Raw genomic sequence first — 18,316 nt, 5'->3', positions numbered from 1 at the left:
AGGAAGTAATTCAATTGGTATCATTTGCAGAACAAGATAGACAATATTATGAACACATCATCAGAAACTTAAAAGAACGTGGCGTTGAGTTAAAAGATATCGCCGAGATCGTTATCTTTTTAGAAAAAGACTACATTGATGGATTAGATGAAGAAATTTCGATTCACGCTATTAACAAAGTGCTCCACAAACGTGAAGCTCAAAATGCAATCATGACGGGAATTGAATTGGATATCCTAGCCGAAAAAGGTTTACTATCAGCACCAATGCAACGTATCATGCAAACTGACGAGTCAACCTATGGAATCGACGAGAACTTGGCCATCACCTTAGCCAGTCTTTACGGTTCGGTTTCGGTCACTAATTATGGTTATGTCGATAAGTTAAAACATGGTATCTTAGGTCATTTGAATGACAAATCAACTGGTCAGATCAATGTTTTCTTGGACGACCTCGTTGGCGCCATTGCAGCTGCTGCTTGTGGCTGGCTAGCTCATAACGAACATGCCGTTGATGAGATGTTGAAAAAAGAACACCAAGAATCATCTTAAGAAGATTATAAAAGCCGTCTGATTCCAAACTGAATCAAGCGGCTTTTGAACTTTAATGATAATATTTCATAGCAAACTCTTGGCCGGCCGTATTGAGCATTTCCTGCCAAGAATCAAAAACAGTGGTCTTTTGTACGTGCCGTTCCCAGACTTCCATTGGCAATCTTTCCAATGCAGCCTGACTTGTAATGCCAAGTGCTTCGAAGAATTCTTCAATACAGAAATATTGCGTATTTTTTTCCATAAAATTATTGGAAAAGTAATGAGCAAACTGTATCTTCTGTAATTCAGAGCGAATTTGGCATTCTTGCTTGATGAATTCCAATCTGTCCCTAGTTTGCATAACAATAATCCCCTAAAAAATTGTCCTTGTTTAAGAAATAGTATAACAAATATTATTAATTTATTTGGATATTTATTAACAAATCAGCCAGAAAATTGGTAAAATTTGGTTAATTAGTAGATTAGGAGGGTTCATGATATGTATAAGAAGATTTTAGTCGCCATTGACGGAAGTCAAAGTGCTTATAATGCTTTAAATGCCGCAATCGATTTGGCAAAACATTTCGACGCTGAACTTTACTTGGTTTCAGTAGTTAACACTGCCAACTTGCCAATTAATGTCGGTGTTTCATATGCTCCAGGTCTAACAAAAGATTTACAAGCCGCTGCCCAACGTGACTTGAAAAAAGCCGCTGACTTGGTCTCTGCTACTAATTTAGAGGCCAAAGTACAACTACTAGAGGGTGAACCTAGGGAGCGTTTGGTAGATTTTCCTAAGGAGAACGGTATTGATCTAATCGTTATGGGTAAAACGGGTACTAGTCCTTTTACCCGAGTATTCGTTGGTTCAGTTACCCGCTACGTCTCCGAACACACTGATATCAATCTTTTAATCGTCGCCTAGAATAATGAAAATCCCAGTGGATCACCAAAAATTGGTGAAACTCACTGGGATTATTTTTTACATCGAAACCAGGCAAAATTTTTGTTCAGAATCACTTTTGAGCATATGAATAACCAACATGTGCCATTTGTGGGACGTCATTCCAGGCAACTGGGTATCCTGCTCCATGGGCACAAAAGACAGAATCTGGCGTATTTTCCAAATCAGCGACGGGATGATAGTCAGTTCGATCGATAATTTCTTGGGCATTGTGGCAAGGACGATAACCATCTACAATACATTCCAATTGGCCCATTCCGTGAGTAAAGGCATTAACTTTTTGACTATACCCTTGCATTTCGGAAACGGGCGCAAAACCAGTTATTTCAACTAATTGATCAGCTGTGGCAGAATCTGGTGGATTGAAAGTCCCACTCATTTGTTGAATATCATTCATTACTCGACCAACTTGTGCTTGATCAACCAATAGTCGGAACCGATACCAAGGCTCTAATAATTGACACTGATTACGTTGTTTCAACATCATCAACCCCTGACGAACTGCCCGCCAAGTTGCTTCTCGAAAATCTCCACCTACCGAATGAACGTTACTGGCTCGGCCATTGATCAAAGTTATTTTCATATCGGTAATTGGAGCCCCAATCAAAACTCCTAGATGCTCTTTAGTGGCTAAATTAGTCAACACTTGATGTTGCCAATTACTAGCTAAAGTATCCAAACTACAATCGGAATCAAAGACTAAGCCACTGCCCGCAGCTAGTGGTTCCATCAACAAGTGAACTTCTGAATAGTGACGCAAAGGTTCAAAATGACCTACGCCTTCTATTGAATCGGTAATTGTTTCTTGATAAAGAATACTGCCCTGATCAAAGTCGACCGCTAGTTGGAAACGGTCCAACAAAATTTGTTGCAAAACTTCTAGTTGCACCGTACCCATTATTTGAACTCTTATTTCTTGCAATTGATTGGACCAGACAACGTGTAACAACGGATCTTCATCTTCTAACTCTCTTAAGGCCTTTAAACATACTTGGATATCATTTCCTTGAGGATCAACGGTAAAAGTCAAGACTGGCTGGAGCACTGGTTTATTACTATCTTTGGCTTTTCCCAAACCTTGTCCAGGATAAGTATCGTTCAACCCAGTAATTGCACAGACCATCCCAGTTGTCGCCTCAGGGGTAGTGGCATACTTAGCACCATCATAAACTCGCAATTGATTGGCTTTTTGATCTTTTACCAGCACCGTTTTATTCGGCAATACTCCACCAGTCACCCGAACCCAAGTTAAACGTTCATTCTTTTCATCATGAGAGATCTTAAATACCTTAGCCGAAAAATCAGTCGCAAACGTGGACTCAACTGTCCATTGTTCTAATCCGTTCAGAAAATCATTGACACCCATCAGCTTTAAGGCCGACCCAAAGTAGACCGGATAAACTTTTCGTTCCTGAATCAATTTTTGAATAGTCGTTTCAGTAAGAGTCCCTTGGTTCAAAAATGACTCTAAAACATCATCGTCTTGAATTGCCATTTCTTCTAAAGAATCAGTGGGCATTGCCGAAGATTCTAAACTGTTGAAAGCGATACAGCCCGGAGAAAGTTGACTTTGAATATCGTCCAAAACATGGACTGCATCGACTGAATCAATATCGACTTTGTTTACAAAAATAAAGGTGGGAATTTGATACCGTTGTAATAGATTCCAGAGCGTTCTCGTATATCCTTGAACCCCATCAGTCGCCGAAATAACTAGTATTGCATAATCAAGTACCGATAAAACTTGTTCCGTCTGGGCAGAAAAGTCAACGTGACCTGGGGTATCCAATAAAGTCAATTGCAATTGCTGATAAGTTAAATTGGCCTGATGAGAAAAAATAGTAATACCACGTTTTTTCTCCAACTTATCTGGGTCCAAGAAGGCCTCACCTTTATCGACTCGTCCCACCTTGCGAATGGCACCAGATTGATAAAGCATGGCTTCTGATAATGTAGTTTTGCCAGCATCAACATGGGCAACAATACCTGTAACGATTTTTTTCATGCTTGACTCCTCCCCCAAAACATTCATGATTGTAATTTTAGCACATCAGCCAGATTCTAGACTAACAGCGACGGTTTGAAACATTGGTTTGGGTAGTTTTGTTGTTTATGTTTTCGTAAAACAAATATGTTAATTTGCTTCCTGATTTGATAATTTTTAACAAAAAACGGTTGAAATTTATTAGTTCGTGCTATATTACAAATTAGAAAGTAACTCGATAGGAATGGTAAAAATGCAAAAATTCCATAAATTTATACACTCAGATGGTTATTACGTAGTAATTGTCTTAGCTGGACTGGCGTCATTGACGATTCTGATCTTAAATTACTTACCAGGTTTTGATATTTCCCGCTCGCCCTACATTGAAATCGACATTGTCACCTTATTGATCTTCGCATTTGATTATTTTGGACGATTGTATTTGGCCAAGAATAAAATCGAATTTTTTAAGCATAATATTGTTGATTTGTTAGCTATTTTACCTTTCAATACCATTTTTAACGGTTTTAGGATCTTTCGTGTCGTCAACGTTTTAAGATTTGCCAAGTTTTTCACACTAGTACGTTTCATTGGCACAGCTGGAAAACTTCAAAAGAACGCTAAAAAGTTTTTGAAAATCAATGGATTCATTTATTTAGTTATCATCTGTGGAATTGTTCTGATCACAGCAGCCTTGACCTATTCCCTGGCAGAAGGTGTATCGCTGAGTAATTCGTTTTGGTGGGCAATCGTGACGGCCTCAACCGTTGGATATGGAGACGTGGCTCCACGCACCTTAATTGGACGTATCGCTGCTGTGACCTTGATGCTAGTCGGAATTGGATTTATCGGAACATTGACCAGTACGATCACGAATTACGTCACAACTGAAAAAGATAAAAAAAATGAAGACAAGTTAGATAAGATTCTTTTGAAATTGGATAAAATCGAAAAGGAAAATCGAAAATTAAGAAAGGATCTGATTGACTTAAAAGCTCAAGATACATTAAAAAAACAAACCAAAAAGTAAATAAAACATCATTGGAAATCTTTTCTCGATTTCTTTTAAATTGTTAAAACACTTTCATTGATATTTTTTATAATTTATACTACTAATTTTGTATAGGTTGTAATATAATAAGTTTTGTTAGAAGAAACCCAAAATATGCAATAATACAACCAAAATTCTCATTAGTACTATTCTTCTATAGATAACCCTTCTAACAATTCCACTACTTACCCGGTAGTGGTTTTTTTATTCTGACAGGCTTTTCGGAATATTTATTGTGTGATATATTTGTCTTAGGGATATTTATATATAAAAACTAGAAAAATCTATTCAATCGCATTATCCCTTTTCTGATAAAAAGACCATCTTAATGAATGGTCTTTTTATATTATCTTTTTACTTAATAAATATTTGTGCATACTAAATTCGGATGGCATCAACTACTCTGATTAGCTATACTGAACTCAAATATTTAGGAGAGTATTAATGAAAAAGAAATTTACAGGGATTGCAGTATGCTTTTGTTTAATCATGATGTTCTGCAGCTCATACCCTTGGCAAACAGTTACGGTTCAAGCTGCAACTACCAATGAAAAATTTGATCCAGTCTACGCTAAACTTAAAAAGATTAATCAGAGTCTTAGTCAACAACTTTACGATTTAAAACTTCAACAAAAAAAAGACCACGAAAAATGGTCTCAATTTATTAAAAGTATTCACTATTTACAGAACAAACAAGTTGAAATATACGTAACGGAAAGTTTCAATAATTTGTCAGCCAAGAAAAAACATACCGTTGTTTCCGAAGCTCAACTTTTTACCATTAGAATTGCGGATAAGATCAAAAATTTCGATCAGAGTACTTATATGGACGGCCTGGCAGTCGTAGTTTTCTGTAATGGTAACTATATTGGCAGATCAAAATATTTGGAAAATAAAGATTTCACTTGGAAGCAAAACAATTAGACCTTGTCTTGATATATTTTACTCAGTGATTGAATTATTATCTTTGTTGAATTTGTTAAAAAAAACAATTTTGCGATAATCCTTTTTTGGTTGTCAGATGAAATAATACATTTTTATCTGACAACCAAAAAGGATTTTTTTATGCTGTTTTAAAAAAGCTTTTATAGTTTTGCAAAAACCAATTATACAATGCACTATCATTAATAAGTTCTTTTAAAAGACTGATCATTGTACAATTGAAGCTACTCTAAACTAGGCCTAAAAGAATTACATTCGTAAAATTTTCAAATAGTAAAGAATTTTTTTAAGGGGAGAATAAAAAGGAAAGAATTACTATTTAACCAACTGAAAAAACCTCATTAGTTTTGGCCTATGTCTAAACTAATGAGGGATATTCAGATTAAAAATACGATTTTAACTTCATATTATATATTTTTATTCCAAAGATTGTTCAGCTTGTTTTGCTTGAACACGTTCACTGATCTTCATAAATGGTAAATAGAAGAAAACACCAATAATAATTGTAATTATTTGAACAATAACCGCTCTCCAATCACCAGCTGTGGCTAAATATGCTGACAACAATGGTGGTGTAGTCCAAGGTACCATAACCACCACTCGATTCATCAATCCAACAGCAGTTGCAAAGTAAGCAATCAAAATTCCAATAACTGGTGTCAAAACAAATGGAATCATCATTGGAATATTGAAGACAATTGGATAACCAAATATCACGGGTTCATTAATATTAAATAATCCTGGTGCAACAGCTAATTTTCCAAGTTCACGACCCGATTTCTGCTTTGAAAAGAGGAAGATAGCGATTAACAAACAAATGGTTGAACCGGTTCCACCCATCATTCCAAAGGTATCACGGAAAGTATTAGTTAAAATATATGGAGCTTGATGTCCCGCAGCAAAGGCTGCTGTGTTTTTATTCATGTTAATCAAAAGTACTGGATCGAGCAAGGTTCCATTAATAACTGTTTGGTGAATACCTAAAGTAAAGAGAAAATTACCAATTGAATAGATAAACAACATTCCAAATAAACTAGTATTAACTTTACGTAATGGTTCTTGAATCACATTTGTAATCAGAGTAACCAAATCAGTATTCCCAAAAACTGCTAATAAAGTTGCAATCAAAGCAAAGATGCTGGCCGTTAAAATAGCTGGAATCAATGAATTAAATGAGGATGACACTGCAGGTGGGATGTTATCACCCAAATTGATTTGAAGACGTTTAACAGTTGATAGTTTGATAAATAGTTCGGTAGCTAAAAGTCCAACAATAATTCCACTGAACATCCCTGTTGTCCCAAGGTTGGCAAATGACAATGCACCAGTGATATCAACGGCTTTTTTAGCGCCTGTAGGAATAACATTCAAAGTTATTGGCATTGTCATGATTAAACTAGCTAATGAAATGATTGCCGCTGCAATTGGATTACTGTAACTCTTATTTCGTGCTAAACAATATCCGATGGCTGGGGCTAACATTAACCCCGCAATATTCAAAGTACCGTTAGAAATTAAAGTACCCCATATTTGTAAATTAGCTAAGGTTGTTCCACTTGCTACTTTTGGAAATACAACATTGTTAATTAAAACACCTACACCCGCCAAAATGAACAATGGCATAATAACTGCAAAAGCATCTCTTAATGATCTTAGATGAACTTCTGAACCAATCCGAGCGGACACGGCAGCAAATTTATCTAAAAACTTTTGTCCTTTATTCCGTGTATCTTCCATTCTTATTTCCCCCTATCTTCTGAAACAAGTTACGCAAGTACAATTATTTGCTCCATTTTATAATTTTAGAGGACATTTCCATTGGATTTAATAACTTCTTTAAACCAATTGAAACTCTCCTTTGGGACACGTTTCATATCGCGCAAATCATGATTACCACGATTTACATAAACCATCCCATAACGCTTTTCCATATTACCTTGAGAACTAGGAATATCGATCAATCCCCAACCGAGATAACCTAAAACATCAATTCCATCAATCCTAACAGCATCCTTCATCGCCTGAATATGATCACGATGATACTTAATTCTATAATCATCCTGGATAGGATTCTTTCCATCCCAATTTTCACTAACACCAATACCATTTTCAATTGGGAAGACTGGTAAGTGTGTCTCATTATAAATCGTAGTCAAAACAGTTCTGAATCCTTCGGGATCAATTTGCCAATCCCACTCGTTAGTTAAAAGATATGGATTTGGTTTATGCCCTTCTATGGCAAAAAAATTTGGACATGTATTAATAGGTATCAAAGTACTGTCAATCGTTGAAGTTGAATAATAGCTGAAACTAATAAAATCACTTGTAGTCTTTGAGATGATCTCCATTTCCTCAGGATCTAAAATATCCTCAAGATGATGCATTTTCATATAATGTACTACTTCAGTGGAATACTTTCCCTCAGTAAATAGACGTATCAAGTTATTATCAGCAAACTCTAGGAATTTTCGTGTTGCTGAAACATCAGTAGGTAAAGCTGTAGCTGGGTAAACCTCTTGATAAGCCAACATACCGCCAATTTGAAGATTTGGATAATTTTCATGTATTTCATTAGCAATAGCAGCGTGACAAAGGAAAACGTGTTGTTGAATTTGATAAAGGTCACGAATTGAATTATCTCCCTTGTACCCACTGATTTTAAACGCTTCAGGAACACTATAAAGATTTTGCTCATTAAATGTGATCCAATACTTAACTCGATTACCAAAACGTTTAAGCATTTCTTTTCCGAAACGAATGAATGAGTCGACTACATGCTGACTAACAAATCCGTTATACTTTTGTGCTAGATGTAAAGGCATATCAAAGTGGTATAAGCAAATCATGGGTTCAATATCATTGGCCAATAGTTCATTGATTAAATCATCATAGAATTTGATACCTTTTTCATTAAATTCACCATCGCCTTCAGGATTAACACGACTCCATGAAATTTGGAATCTATAGCAGTTCATTCCCATATCTTTCATTAATTTGATATCTTCTGGATAACGATGGTATTCATCAATGGCAACCTTCCAATCAGAAGCATCGGGTGATGCTCCACGAATATCATAAACAGATTTCCCTTTACCACCCTCGTTATAAGCACCTTCAGTTTGCATACTGGATGTTGAGTTACCCCATAAAAAGTCTTTTCTCAATTCATTCATTTTAATATCTCCTCCTTTTACAAGACACAGTGTACACGCTTTCATTTGACTTATAAACCCACATTCTTGATTTGAATTATCAAGTTTTCAAACTTGCCTAAGTTGTGTATTATAGAAGTATTAATAAAGCTGAGGTTGAATGAACCATGTCCAAATATCAAGACATTGCTAACGATATTATAAAGAAAATAAAATCCGGATATTATCCGTCCGGAGAACCACTGCCAGACCAAAAAAAAATGGCCAAAGAATATTCTACAAGTCGGATGACTTTGCAGAAATCTTTAGCAATTCTTAAGTCACGTGGATTTGTTTACAGTCAACAGGGGTCTGCAACTTTTGTTAAAGGAAATGCAGATAGTCTTGCCAATATGAATATCGGAATGGATCAATATGTTGGTACAACACGTCTTTTTGGAGACAAACACAAAGTTAAAAGCAAAATAATACAATTTAACTTACGATATCCAGACGAAAATGAACAAGCCAAATTAAAAATCAAGGCAACAGATGCAATTTATGATTTAAAAAGATTGAGAATTGTTGATGATAAACCACTGGGATTAGAATATACAAAAATGCCCGTTAATATTATTCCAGGTATTACCGAAGATGTTCTACACTCCTCAATCTATGAATATATCCAAAAAAATCTAAATTTAACTATCGGTGCAGCCTATCGAAATTTTTCAGCTGCAAAACCTACTGAAGAAGACATGAAATACCTAAATTGTGCTGAAGATGATCCCATTTTTAAAGTCACTCAAACTGTATACTTAAATGACGGAACCCCCTTTGAATATTCAACAACTGACAAATCTTACGATACTGGTGGTTACACCGTCTACTTACAGCACAACCGAGACTGATAATGAATTTCACTAAAATTTTTAAGACTAATACACAATGTAAACCCCCAATTGTAAAATACATTGATATTTTTACAATTAGAAAAATAACAGAATACATTGACTTTATTACAAAAGATAATATAAAAATTGATGATCATATATAAATAGACTTGACAGAACGATTACAAAATACGAATCTAAAACTAATTTCATATACACCAACACAATACCAAGGAGGTAGATGTCCTCACAGTTGTCAATATAGGATTATTAACCAATCGTCGTAACTTTAACCATACCCTCTTCATAACGTTGCTGAAAAAATCGGACATGTTACTACTACCGCCGGAAATATCAGTAAATATAAACCCCCGATGATTTAATTCAGTAACGTAATTACCATGATTATGGATATCGCTTGATTGTCAATTTAGATGGTATCATTGCTTACTACAAGACTGGTATTACTATATCTTGAGATATTACTGATTTTTTGAAGTGTCTGAAATATATATGTGGAAAGCTACAGTCTCGTATCGTATTAAACTTGGAATTAGTGTTACCTACTAAGGTTATCGATTCAATCTCAACAATGGTTTAACCACGAATAAGTTATAGTGAAAATGTCCAAACACTGATGACAAAAAAAGCTGAAATATATTCTTTGGGGGAAACTATGAAAACCAAAAGTTTAGCATTAACGGGATTAACTATACTTTTAGCTTCAACATTAGTTGGTTGTTCTAGTGGCAACAGTACTTCATCTAAATCGTCTGATGATACAAAAACCGTCGCTGTTAAAAAGAAAGCAACTACATATTTCAAGAACAACAAGTTAGTTACAAAGGATTACAACATTACAATCACGCAAACAAAAGTGATTCAACCAGGCGAAACTGGTAATGAGTATGGCGAAAAACCAGTTTTGGCTTTTTGGTTCAAGGTTCATAATAAGAAGGCCAAAGACTTGGATCCAAATACCTCTTGGATTTCAATCTTTAAAGCTGTTCAGGATAACAATAAGGATTCTGTCAATGAATTAAACGTTGGTAGTCTGCCAGATGAAAAGTTTATTGACAGCCAATCTGAAAAAATCAAAGTTGGTGGAACAGTTGAAATGGCTGTATCTTATGAGCTTGATGACACTACAACTCCAGTTAAACTAACGGCTGAAAATATGGTTACAGGTAAAAAACTTGGATCAATGACTTTTAAACTAAATTAAAAAGACAAAATGAAAAAGCCATACCCCCCAACCGACTAAAGTAAACGGGATATAGCTTAAACGAAATCTATACTAGATTGGACTTTTACGCTTTTTTAGCCCCTTTAGTATAGCATACTGGAAAAATTTACAATGGCATCTATTACTAAGCGTGGTAAAACATGGCAAATTAGAACCAGCTATTTTGATATTCATAATAACCGTCGCTTTAAATAAAAAGCAGGATTCAAAATAAAAAAAGAAGCTGAACTTTAATGAATTGAATAAAACTGCTAATCAATCTACTGATTTTGGTAGTACTGTTTTCAAAGGATATTTTGACGATTGGACCAAAATATATAGACTACCTAATGTCACCAATTTAACCGCTCAATGGTAAACACAGACCAGTAAACAAATCGACAAATTTTTTGGCAATAAAGAAATTAAAGAATGATGATAACCTTAATACCCAAGCCCGAAAAAAATACTTATATTGGTAAAGCAAAAATAGAGTGCACAATATGTGCACTCTATTTTCATAGCCATTGATATATCAAGGTTTATCGTAAATACTTAAGGAGAGTACAGGATTTGAACCTGCGCGCCTGCTATAAAACAGGTTCGTCGGATTTCGAGTCCGATGCATTACCACTCTGCCAACTCTCCATAATAAAGATTTGTATTGCTACAAATCTATTTTAAATTAATATTGCATCAGAGTAAACATGTCATACCCTTTTATTTTGTCACGACCATGTAAATCAGTCAATTCGATCAAAAAGGCTGTTCCAACTACGATTCCACCTAATTTTTCGATCAACTTGATTGTGGCAGCTAATGTACCACCTGTGGCCATTAAATCATCGACAACTAAAACTTTTTGTCCTGGTTTGATGGCATCTTTTTGCATGTAAAGTGAAGCCTGACCATATTCCAAGTCATATGAAACAGAAACTGTTTCACGAGGCAGCTTACCTTTTTTACGAGCTGGTGCAAAACCAATTCCCATCTTATAAGCAACGGGACAACCAACTATGAAGCCACGTGCTTCTGGTCCTGCAATCATTTCTGCACCACGACTCTTGGCATATTCAACAATCTTATCGGTTGCTGCAGCGTAAGCTTTACCATCAGCCATCAATGGTGAAATATCTCGAAATAGTACACCAGGTTCTGGAAAATCTTGAACATTAGCAACATATTTCTTAAAATCAATATCCATTTTTATAAATTCCCCATTCAACCTAACCATGGCAATCGTAATCACTCATCCAAGATAGGAGATCGTCAAAGTTGGATTCAATTAATATTTTTTCCACATCATTGCGTTGTAATCTCTTCAAGTAAGTCGGAGATTCAATCAATTCGCGTTGTTGTGAAGCATTTGCCTTTTCAACAAAGCCATTTACCATTTTAACAAAATTTAACTCAAAAAACACTTTTAAATAGAAATCTACGTCGACTTTTTCTAAATTTAAGAAATTTGCGACTAAATCCATCCCTTCCATCGTAATATTCTGATGGCTATATAGGTATTTCAAAAGTTTCTTCATCTTTAACATATCAGGTTTTAGATACCGTTGTGTCAAATCAGTATGGAAAAATAAAGCCGTGTGTTCTGTTTTATTTTGTTTAATAAAGTTTTGGAACAAATCCAGACTATGAGGTCGGTCATAGATCAAAATATTTTTTCCAGTACACTCTTCATCGGCTTTGATCAACTGGGCTGTTACCTTCGAGCGTTTGGCAGCCTCATAGTAAACATCATTAAAAAAGACAATACAGTCAAATCGATTCAAAATAGCCGTCGAAAGGCGCTTATTACGATAATCTAGATAAACTTCTTTCAAATCGGTAATTACTTGTGCTTGTGGTGAAACTTGGAAGTCATCAAGCATCAATTGTAAATTTTTGCGACCAGCCCATTCGTTGATTCCTAGTTCTCCATAGACATCACATAAGGGACTGCTCATTTCGGCCCGCTTTTGAAACATTCCAAAGCCAATGGCGTTGACTTGGTTATGATTGTCAGACACATTAACCTTCAAATGAGTTCCATCTTTACCAATTGCTTGAGGCTGTTCCAGTTCTACATTTTGTAACTTAATAACTGGCTTAGGATTACCCATACCAAAGGGAGCCAATTGGCGAATTTTTTTAATCAAATCAAAATTTAAGTCGGCAATCTTTAAGTCCAAATCGTAATTTTTAATAACTGGAGCTTGGGGATCAAAACCTTGATTCTTCGGTTCAGCTTGCAAGGCTTCGGTTAACTTATCCAGTTGGCTTTCTTCAATCGAAAAACCACACGCTTGAGCATGTCCTCCAAACGCTGTGAATAAATCATGATACTTATTCAGCGCTGTAAATAAATTGAATCCTTCCGGACTGCGGCCAGAACCTTTCATAACTCCGCTATTATCATCAAACTGTGTGGCTAAAACCGGCTTATTCTCTTGGTCCATCGTCTTACTTGCTACGATTCCTAGGACACCTTGATGCCAGCCATTTCCTTTTAAAACGATGATATCATGCTCTTTTTGAGCAGCAATTTGCGCTTGAGCGTCATTAAAGGCACTCTGAACCAATTGTTGACGTCGCAGGTTGATCTCTTCAGTTTCATCAACGATCTCTTTAGCAAACGATTCATCCCCAGTGGTCAGCAGTTCAACTCCGGACGAAGCATTCTCTAATCGGCCTAAAGCATTGATTCGAGGGGCAATTTTAAAGCCAATATCTTCCTCATTGACATCACTGAGCTTAACTTTGCATTTTTTCAACAGTGCCGTTAAACCAACGTGATGGTTCTTTTGCATCTGTTTCAACCCTTCAGTCACAATCACACGGTTTTCACCTTTTAAGGCCACTGCGTCAGCGACAGTCCCAATTGCGGCTAAATCAATCAATTCTAAGGCTTCATCACCCAACAAAGCGTCAGCAATCTTAAAAGCTACTCCGGCACCTGATAGATAAGGACAAATATATTCTGAACCTGGTATCGATGGATGAACAATCGCGTCAGCTTCTGGTAATTCTGCTGGTAAATCATGATGGTCAGTCACAATCACTTTGATACCTTGATCTTTTAAATACTTGATTTCATCTTTGCCACCAACACCATTATCGACTGTGATCAGTAAATCGATGCCTTGATCAGCCAAGAACTGGTAACGGGCCATATTAGGACCATATCCATCTTTGAAACGATCTGGAATGTAAAATATTGGCTTCGCACCAAGCTTTTGCAAGGTCAATTTCATAATTGAAGTACTAGTTACACTATCAGCGTCATAATCGCCGTAAATAGCAATTTTGGCCTCTGACTCAACTGCTTCATCGATCAGCTCTAAGGCCTTATCCATATCGTGCAATAAAAAAGGATCTTGCAGTTCGGTCGCATCACTATGTAAAAAGGTTGCAATCGCCGTTGGATCAGTTATTTCACGTTCCAACAGTAATTCCCCTACTATTGGATCAACGTGATTCTCAGTTGAAAATTTCTTTATTTCTTCTTCTGTGGGATTCTTTCGCTTTTCCCAATTTATTAAAGTCAATCCATCACCTACTAACAATTAGTTAATTATAGCAATTTTTGAGCCGAAAAAAAAAGCCTTGCTCATCATTTAAAAAGAAATTACAAATGATCAGAAGCAAGGTTTCTTTTAAGCAATTATTAAGAAAAGACTGCTAAAGTCTTTTTATTGGCTGGCTGGGTTGAAACAAGCGTACCTTGCAGAGCCCAGCGGTTCGTCCCACCATCAGCACAAGTAATCAAGGTCAACAGTGGCGTACCTTTTACGTCATCAAGTAAATAAACGGCGGTTGGCGGTACGATTTGTTTATAGAATATCTTATAGACATAAACACGTTTCATATCGGTGATGTATGCTAAGTCATCGATTTTAGCGTTTTCCAGTGGAGAAAATAAAGCGCCTTTACTAGTCATATAATGCCCTGCTAAAGCATAATTTGACTTCCCCATCTTCTCATTTTCCTTCATCGTGCCACCACCAGTTGAGAGTGCATCGTCACTTAACCCAACGACAATTGGTAACTTCAAACCAACTGATGGGACAGCCATTTTGCCAATTACAGCGGCGTCATTGTTGACGGAAGCTTTTGCTACTTGGGTAGCCGAGATCGGTTTAACTTTTTTAAAGTCGAACTCCCCACTCTTTTTAGCATTCTCAGCGGCCTTTTTGGCGGTCAGTGAGTTTAGGTTCTGGTTGGCAATCCTCTGAACTGCAAATTCTTTGATTGGCTGATTAAAAATCAAAGCCAATGCTACTAGAATTAAGAGAACTGTGCCAAAAATTGAAAAGAATTTCTTCATGTTTTTCATTCCGTTTCAATGTATTTATATATAATTTTAATTTTAAAACTTTTTGTTATAAAAGTTAAATCAATATTTAAATCAATATTTACTAACTTTACTAAATTGGAACACCCTAACATACGCTATAATAGAATCATAGATATAGAAGTATAAACGAATCTGGAGGTATTTTTATGAGTATTCTTGTTTTAGGTGGTGCCGGCTACATCGGTTCACATACAGTCGACCATCTATGTGAACTAGGCTACGACGTCATTGTAGCAGATAATCTGTCAACAGGTCATGTTCAAGCCATCAACAGTAAGGCCAAGTTCTATGAAGGAGACGTTCGTGATAAAGAGTTTTTGATCAAGCTTTTCCAAAACGAATCCATCACTGATGTAATTCATTTTGCTGCTTTCTCAATTGTTCCTGAATCAATGAAAGATCCTTTAAAGTACTTCGATAATAACACTTATGGCATGATAACTTTGTTACAAGTTATGCATAATTTCGGTGTTAAACACATCGTCTTCTCTTCAACGGCGGCTACTTATGGTGAGCCTAAACAAATCCCTATCAAAGAAACTGATCCAACTGTCCCAACTAATCCTTACGGTGAAAGTAAATTGGCTATGGAAAAGATCATGCACTGGTGCGATGTCGCCTATGGTATCAAATTCGTAGCTTTACGTTACTTCAATGTTGGTGGAGCTAAACCTGATGGCTCAATCGGTGAAGACCACAACCCTGAAACTCACTTGATTCCAGTTGTTTTACAAGTAGCTGCTGGTCAAAGAGATGAGTTGACGATTTTTGGCGATGACTATGACACTAAAGATGGTACCAATGTCCGTGATTACGTTCACGTAGAAGACTTAGCTGAAGCACACCGCTTGGCTATGGAATACTTACGTTCAGGTAATGACAGCAATGTCTTCAATCTCGGTTCTTCAAATGGATTCTCCAACAAGGAAATCCTTGAGGCTGCTCGCAAAGCTACTGGAAAAGAGATTCCCGCCAAAATTGGTCCAAGACGTCCTGGTGATCCAAGTACTTTAATTGCCGACTCGACAAAGGCCAGAACCATTTTGAAATGGCAACCAAAATATGATGATGTTGAAAAAGTGATCAGCGATGCCTGGAACTTCAAATCAAAACATTTGAACGGTTACCAAGAAGATTAATTAACTTTAAGTTGCAAAAAAAGCGATGACCAAAAGTGGCCATCGTTTTTTTCGTTCATCATAATAACATAAACATCAATTCAAAATAAACTTTAATGCTTCCATCAAAGCATCGTCGGCTTGAATGAAATCACCCACTTTGTCCATAAAGGCATGCGTCATACCGTTATAACGAATATAAGTGATATCGCCACCAGCTAATTTCATCTTATTATAAAAGGCCTCGCCTTGAAGTCTTAAAGGATCAAACTCTCCGACCATAAAGAGCGTTTTTGGCATCTTTTTCAATAGGTCTTCCGGTGCATTCAAAGGCGAGATGTAGATGCTTTCTTTATCGCTATCCCTTAAATACCATTGGTTAATCAAATTGTTGCTGCTATTAAAATTATTAACAAAAGTTCTAATATCTGCTGGATTCTCTTGACCAATCAGTGGTTCGGGGGAATCGAACTCTTGTCGACGTAGTTTATTATCGCCTTGATACGTTACAGGATAAAGAGCAATTGCTTTATCAAGATAATTACTGCCTAGTCGACGGTCAAGCAACGACAAACCATAAGTTAGATTTCCACCAGCTGAGTCGCCCATAGCGATCAAGTCACTGATTCCCAAATCAGATTTGTGTTGACCTAAATAATTCAAAACTTGATAACAATCTAGCAGATTTTGTGGATATGGATGTTCTGGAGCTAGACTATAATCCACCGAAACGACCCTAACTGCTCCATAATCTGCTAAAGCTTCGCAAGGAAGTTCAACATTATCCAGACTACCGCCAAAGAAACCACCGCCATGCATGAAAACTATTGTTGGTAGAATTTGCTTTACCAATTGAGTTTGGACATAAGTTCTTACCTTGATTTTTTCATATTCGGTATTAACAATCTTTAACTGATTCTGATTAGTGTGCCTTGCCTCTTTGTAGCCCATGGCGGCTCGAATACTTTCGACTGATACCTCACCAGAATCGTTTGATTCAAAGCCGCCGTTACTTGGTTTGATCATAGCTTCCAGTTCCTTTTTAGACTGTGCGGAAAGCTTTCCCTCATCGGTATATCCTGGAACTAGTTTCATTTGATAGTCTGCATTAATAACCTTTTCTTTAGGCATAAGTGTCAATTTTGTATTTAACAATTTATCTTCCTCCATTAAAAGCTCAATAGTTTTGCTTAAGAACAAGTAAATAATACAATTTCAACACTGATTGTAAGCGTTTTATCCAAACCTATTTTAGGTCGTTTTTTGACCTTTGCAAATTTCTACGATACTTACCCGGTGTCGTTTTATAAACTTTCACGAAGATTTTACGAAATGACTTAGGATTAGCAAAACCCGTTAAATCTGAAATAGTCTCAATATCTCTTTTCGAGTTTGTCAGCATTTCAAAAGCATTTTTTAATCGAATCAAGTTAACATACGCCATTACGCTAGTCCCCATCTGTTTATTAAAAGCTCGAGATAAGTATCCTTCACTGAGATTAACCTTTCGAGCAATTTGTTTAAGGGTCAATTTTTCGGCACTATTTTGATCAACAAAAGCAATAACTTGTGACAATTTATGGAGGGTTGGCAAAGTTGGAATATTGAGTACTTGAGACCGATCTGTTGCCAAATAATGTTGTAAATCATAAATGATTCGATAAATATCACTCTTCAATAACAATTCTTGACCTTTTTGAGTAGCTAAGTAGTCTCGATAATAATTGAATAAATCATCTTTCACTATTGCTGATACATTCTGATCGACAGTAAACCACTCATTATCGTAATTTTTTAATTCCGCTTTTAAAAAATCATATGGCAGTAAATAGGTCAAAGCTAGCGTATCTTGCTTGGAATATAATGGCTGCACCGAATGAATTTCGTTGGAATTTATGATCACCAGATCACCTGAATTTGCCACGATTTCTTGTCCACTGACAACAAATTTTGCTCTGCCGCTCACAAGATAGTCAATCTCCAATGCATGGTGCCAGTGGCGCAAAATATTTTGGCTTTTCAAATGCTCAGTATGAATGACAAACTCCATTGGCAAACCTTTGGTGGTAATTTTCTCGTGACGATACATAACCTTGCTCCTAAAAAAATGATCGTGATAATTTATCACGA

16 protein-coding genes and 1 tRNA gene are annotated in these 18,316 nt (G+C 36.3%); 7 read left to right on the top strand and 10 right to left on the bottom strand.

Going from position 1 to position 18,316, the window contains the following annotated elements:
- Positions 1–14 precede the first annotated feature (14 nt).
- On the top strand, positions 15–551 hold the full coding sequence (locus ACG72T_RS02445; protein WP_395264390.1) for a phosphatidylglycerophosphatase A: 537 nt from the start codon (positions 15–17) through the stop codon (positions 549–551).
- 52 nt (positions 552–603) lie between these two features.
- On the opposite strand, the gene ACG72T_RS02440 is transcribed toward ACG72T_RS02445, so the two are convergent.
- Complete coding sequence (locus ACG72T_RS02440; protein WP_395264389.1) at positions 604–894, bottom strand: hypothetical protein; 291 nt, start codon at positions 892–894, stop codon at positions 604–606.
- A gap of 138 nt (positions 895–1,032) precedes the next feature.
- Between ACG72T_RS02440 and ACG72T_RS02435 the strand changes: the two genes are divergently transcribed.
- The gene (locus ACG72T_RS02435) at positions 1,033–1,458 is read left to right on the top strand and encodes a universal stress protein (RefSeq protein ID WP_395264387.1); all 426 of its coding nucleotides are present in this window, start codon (positions 1,033–1,035) and stop codon (positions 1,456–1,458) included.
- A 91-nt stretch (positions 1,459–1,549) separates the two neighbouring features.
- On the opposite strand, the gene ACG72T_RS02430 is transcribed toward ACG72T_RS02435, so the two are convergent.
- Entirely contained in the window at positions 1,550–3,502 is a 1,953-nt protein-coding gene (locus ACG72T_RS02430) for a GTP-binding protein (RefSeq protein ID WP_395264386.1), read from the bottom strand.
- A gap of 232 nt (positions 3,503–3,734) precedes the next feature.
- On the opposite strand from ACG72T_RS02430, the gene ACG72T_RS02425 reads away from it, so the two are divergent.
- The gene (locus ACG72T_RS02425) at positions 3,735–4,511 is read left to right on the top strand and encodes a potassium channel family protein (RefSeq protein WP_395264384.1); all 777 of its coding nucleotides are present in this window, start codon (positions 3,735–3,737) and stop codon (positions 4,509–4,511) included.
- Positions 4,512–4,976: 465 nt separating this feature from the next.
- On the top strand, positions 4,977–5,456 hold the full coding sequence (locus ACG72T_RS02420; RefSeq protein WP_395264383.1) for a hypothetical protein: 480 nt from the start codon (positions 4,977–4,979) through the stop codon (positions 5,454–5,456).
- A 435-nt stretch (positions 5,457–5,891) separates the two neighbouring features.
- On the opposite strand, the gene ACG72T_RS02415 is transcribed toward ACG72T_RS02420, so the two are convergent.
- Positions 5,892–7,211 carry a PTS sugar transporter subunit IIC gene (locus ACG72T_RS02415; RefSeq protein ID WP_395264382.1) on the bottom strand — a complete coding sequence of 440 codons (1,320 nt, stop codon included), beginning with the start codon at positions 7,209–7,211 and terminating at the stop codon, positions 5,892–5,894.
- A 65-nt stretch (positions 7,212–7,276) separates the two neighbouring features.
- Positions 7,277–8,647, bottom strand: a complete 1,371-nt coding sequence (locus tag ACG72T_RS02410) for a glycoside hydrolase family 1 protein (RefSeq protein ID WP_395264381.1) — start codon at positions 8,645–8,647, stop codon at positions 7,277–7,279.
- 146 nt (positions 8,648–8,793) lie between these two features.
- Here ACG72T_RS02410 and ACG72T_RS02405 point away from each other — a divergent pair, with 146 nt between their 5' ends.
- Complete coding sequence (locus ACG72T_RS02405) at positions 8,794–9,516, top strand: GntR family transcriptional regulator (RefSeq protein WP_395264380.1); 723 nt, start codon at positions 8,794–8,796, stop codon at positions 9,514–9,516.
- Between the two features lie 658 nt (positions 9,517–10,174).
- On the top strand, positions 10,175–10,723 hold the full coding sequence (locus tag ACG72T_RS02400; protein WP_395264379.1) for a DUF5067 domain-containing protein: 549 nt from the start codon (positions 10,175–10,177) through the stop codon (positions 10,721–10,723).
- A 558-nt stretch (positions 10,724–11,281) separates the two neighbouring features.
- Here the strand turns inward: ACG72T_RS02400 and ACG72T_RS02395 are convergent.
- The 4 genes from ACG72T_RS02395 to ACG72T_RS02380 all read right to left on the bottom strand — a co-directional run bounded on the left by ACG72T_RS02395 (position 11,282) and on the right by ACG72T_RS02380 (position 15,038).
- A tRNA-Ser gene (locus ACG72T_RS02395) sits at positions 11,282–11,371 on the bottom strand.
- Positions 11,372–11,408: 37 nt separating this feature from the next.
- The gene (locus ACG72T_RS02390) at positions 11,409–11,927 is read right to left on the bottom strand and encodes an adenine phosphoribosyltransferase (RefSeq protein WP_041501792.1); all 519 of its coding nucleotides are present in this window, start codon (positions 11,925–11,927) and stop codon (positions 11,409–11,411) included.
- Positions 11,928–11,949: 22 nt separating this feature from the next.
- A complete protein-coding gene (recJ, locus tag ACG72T_RS02385; RefSeq protein ID WP_395264378.1) occupies positions 11,950–14,277 on the bottom strand; it encodes a single-stranded-DNA-specific exonuclease RecJ in 2,328 nt (775 codons plus the stop codon).
- Positions 14,278–14,378: 101 nt separating this feature from the next.
- On the bottom strand, positions 14,379–15,038 hold the full coding sequence (locus ACG72T_RS02380; protein WP_395264377.1) for a class A sortase: 660 nt from the start codon (positions 15,036–15,038) through the stop codon (positions 14,379–14,381).
- A gap of 176 nt (positions 15,039–15,214) precedes the next feature.
- Here ACG72T_RS02380 and galE point away from each other — a divergent pair, with 176 nt between their 5' ends.
- Positions 15,215–16,207, top strand: coding sequence for a UDP-glucose 4-epimerase GalE (gene galE / locus ACG72T_RS02375; protein ID WP_395264376.1), 993 nt, complete (start codon positions 15,215–15,217; stop codon positions 16,205–16,207).
- 75 nt (positions 16,208–16,282) lie between these two features.
- Here the strand turns inward: galE and ACG72T_RS02370 are convergent, their stop codons facing one another.
- Positions 16,283–17,341 (bottom strand): alpha/beta hydrolase, encoded by a 1,059-nt coding sequence (locus ACG72T_RS02370; RefSeq protein WP_395264375.1) that lies wholly within the window; start codon positions 17,339–17,341, stop codon positions 16,283–16,285.
- Between the two features lie 91 nt (positions 17,342–17,432).
- Positions 17,433–18,275: a helix-turn-helix domain-containing protein gene (locus ACG72T_RS02365; RefSeq protein ID WP_395264374.1), complete on the bottom strand. Its 843-nt coding sequence runs from the start codon at positions 18,273–18,275 to the stop codon at positions 17,433–17,435.
- Positions 18,276–18,316 lie beyond the last annotated feature (41 nt).

Source organism: Companilactobacillus sp. FL22-1 (genome assembly GCF_043951805.1).
Lineage (GTDB): Bacteria > Bacillota > Bacilli > Lactobacillales > Lactobacillaceae > Companilactobacillus.
Note: the sequence above shows the minus strand (reverse complement) of the source record. Positions and strands in the feature narration are given on the sequence as shown.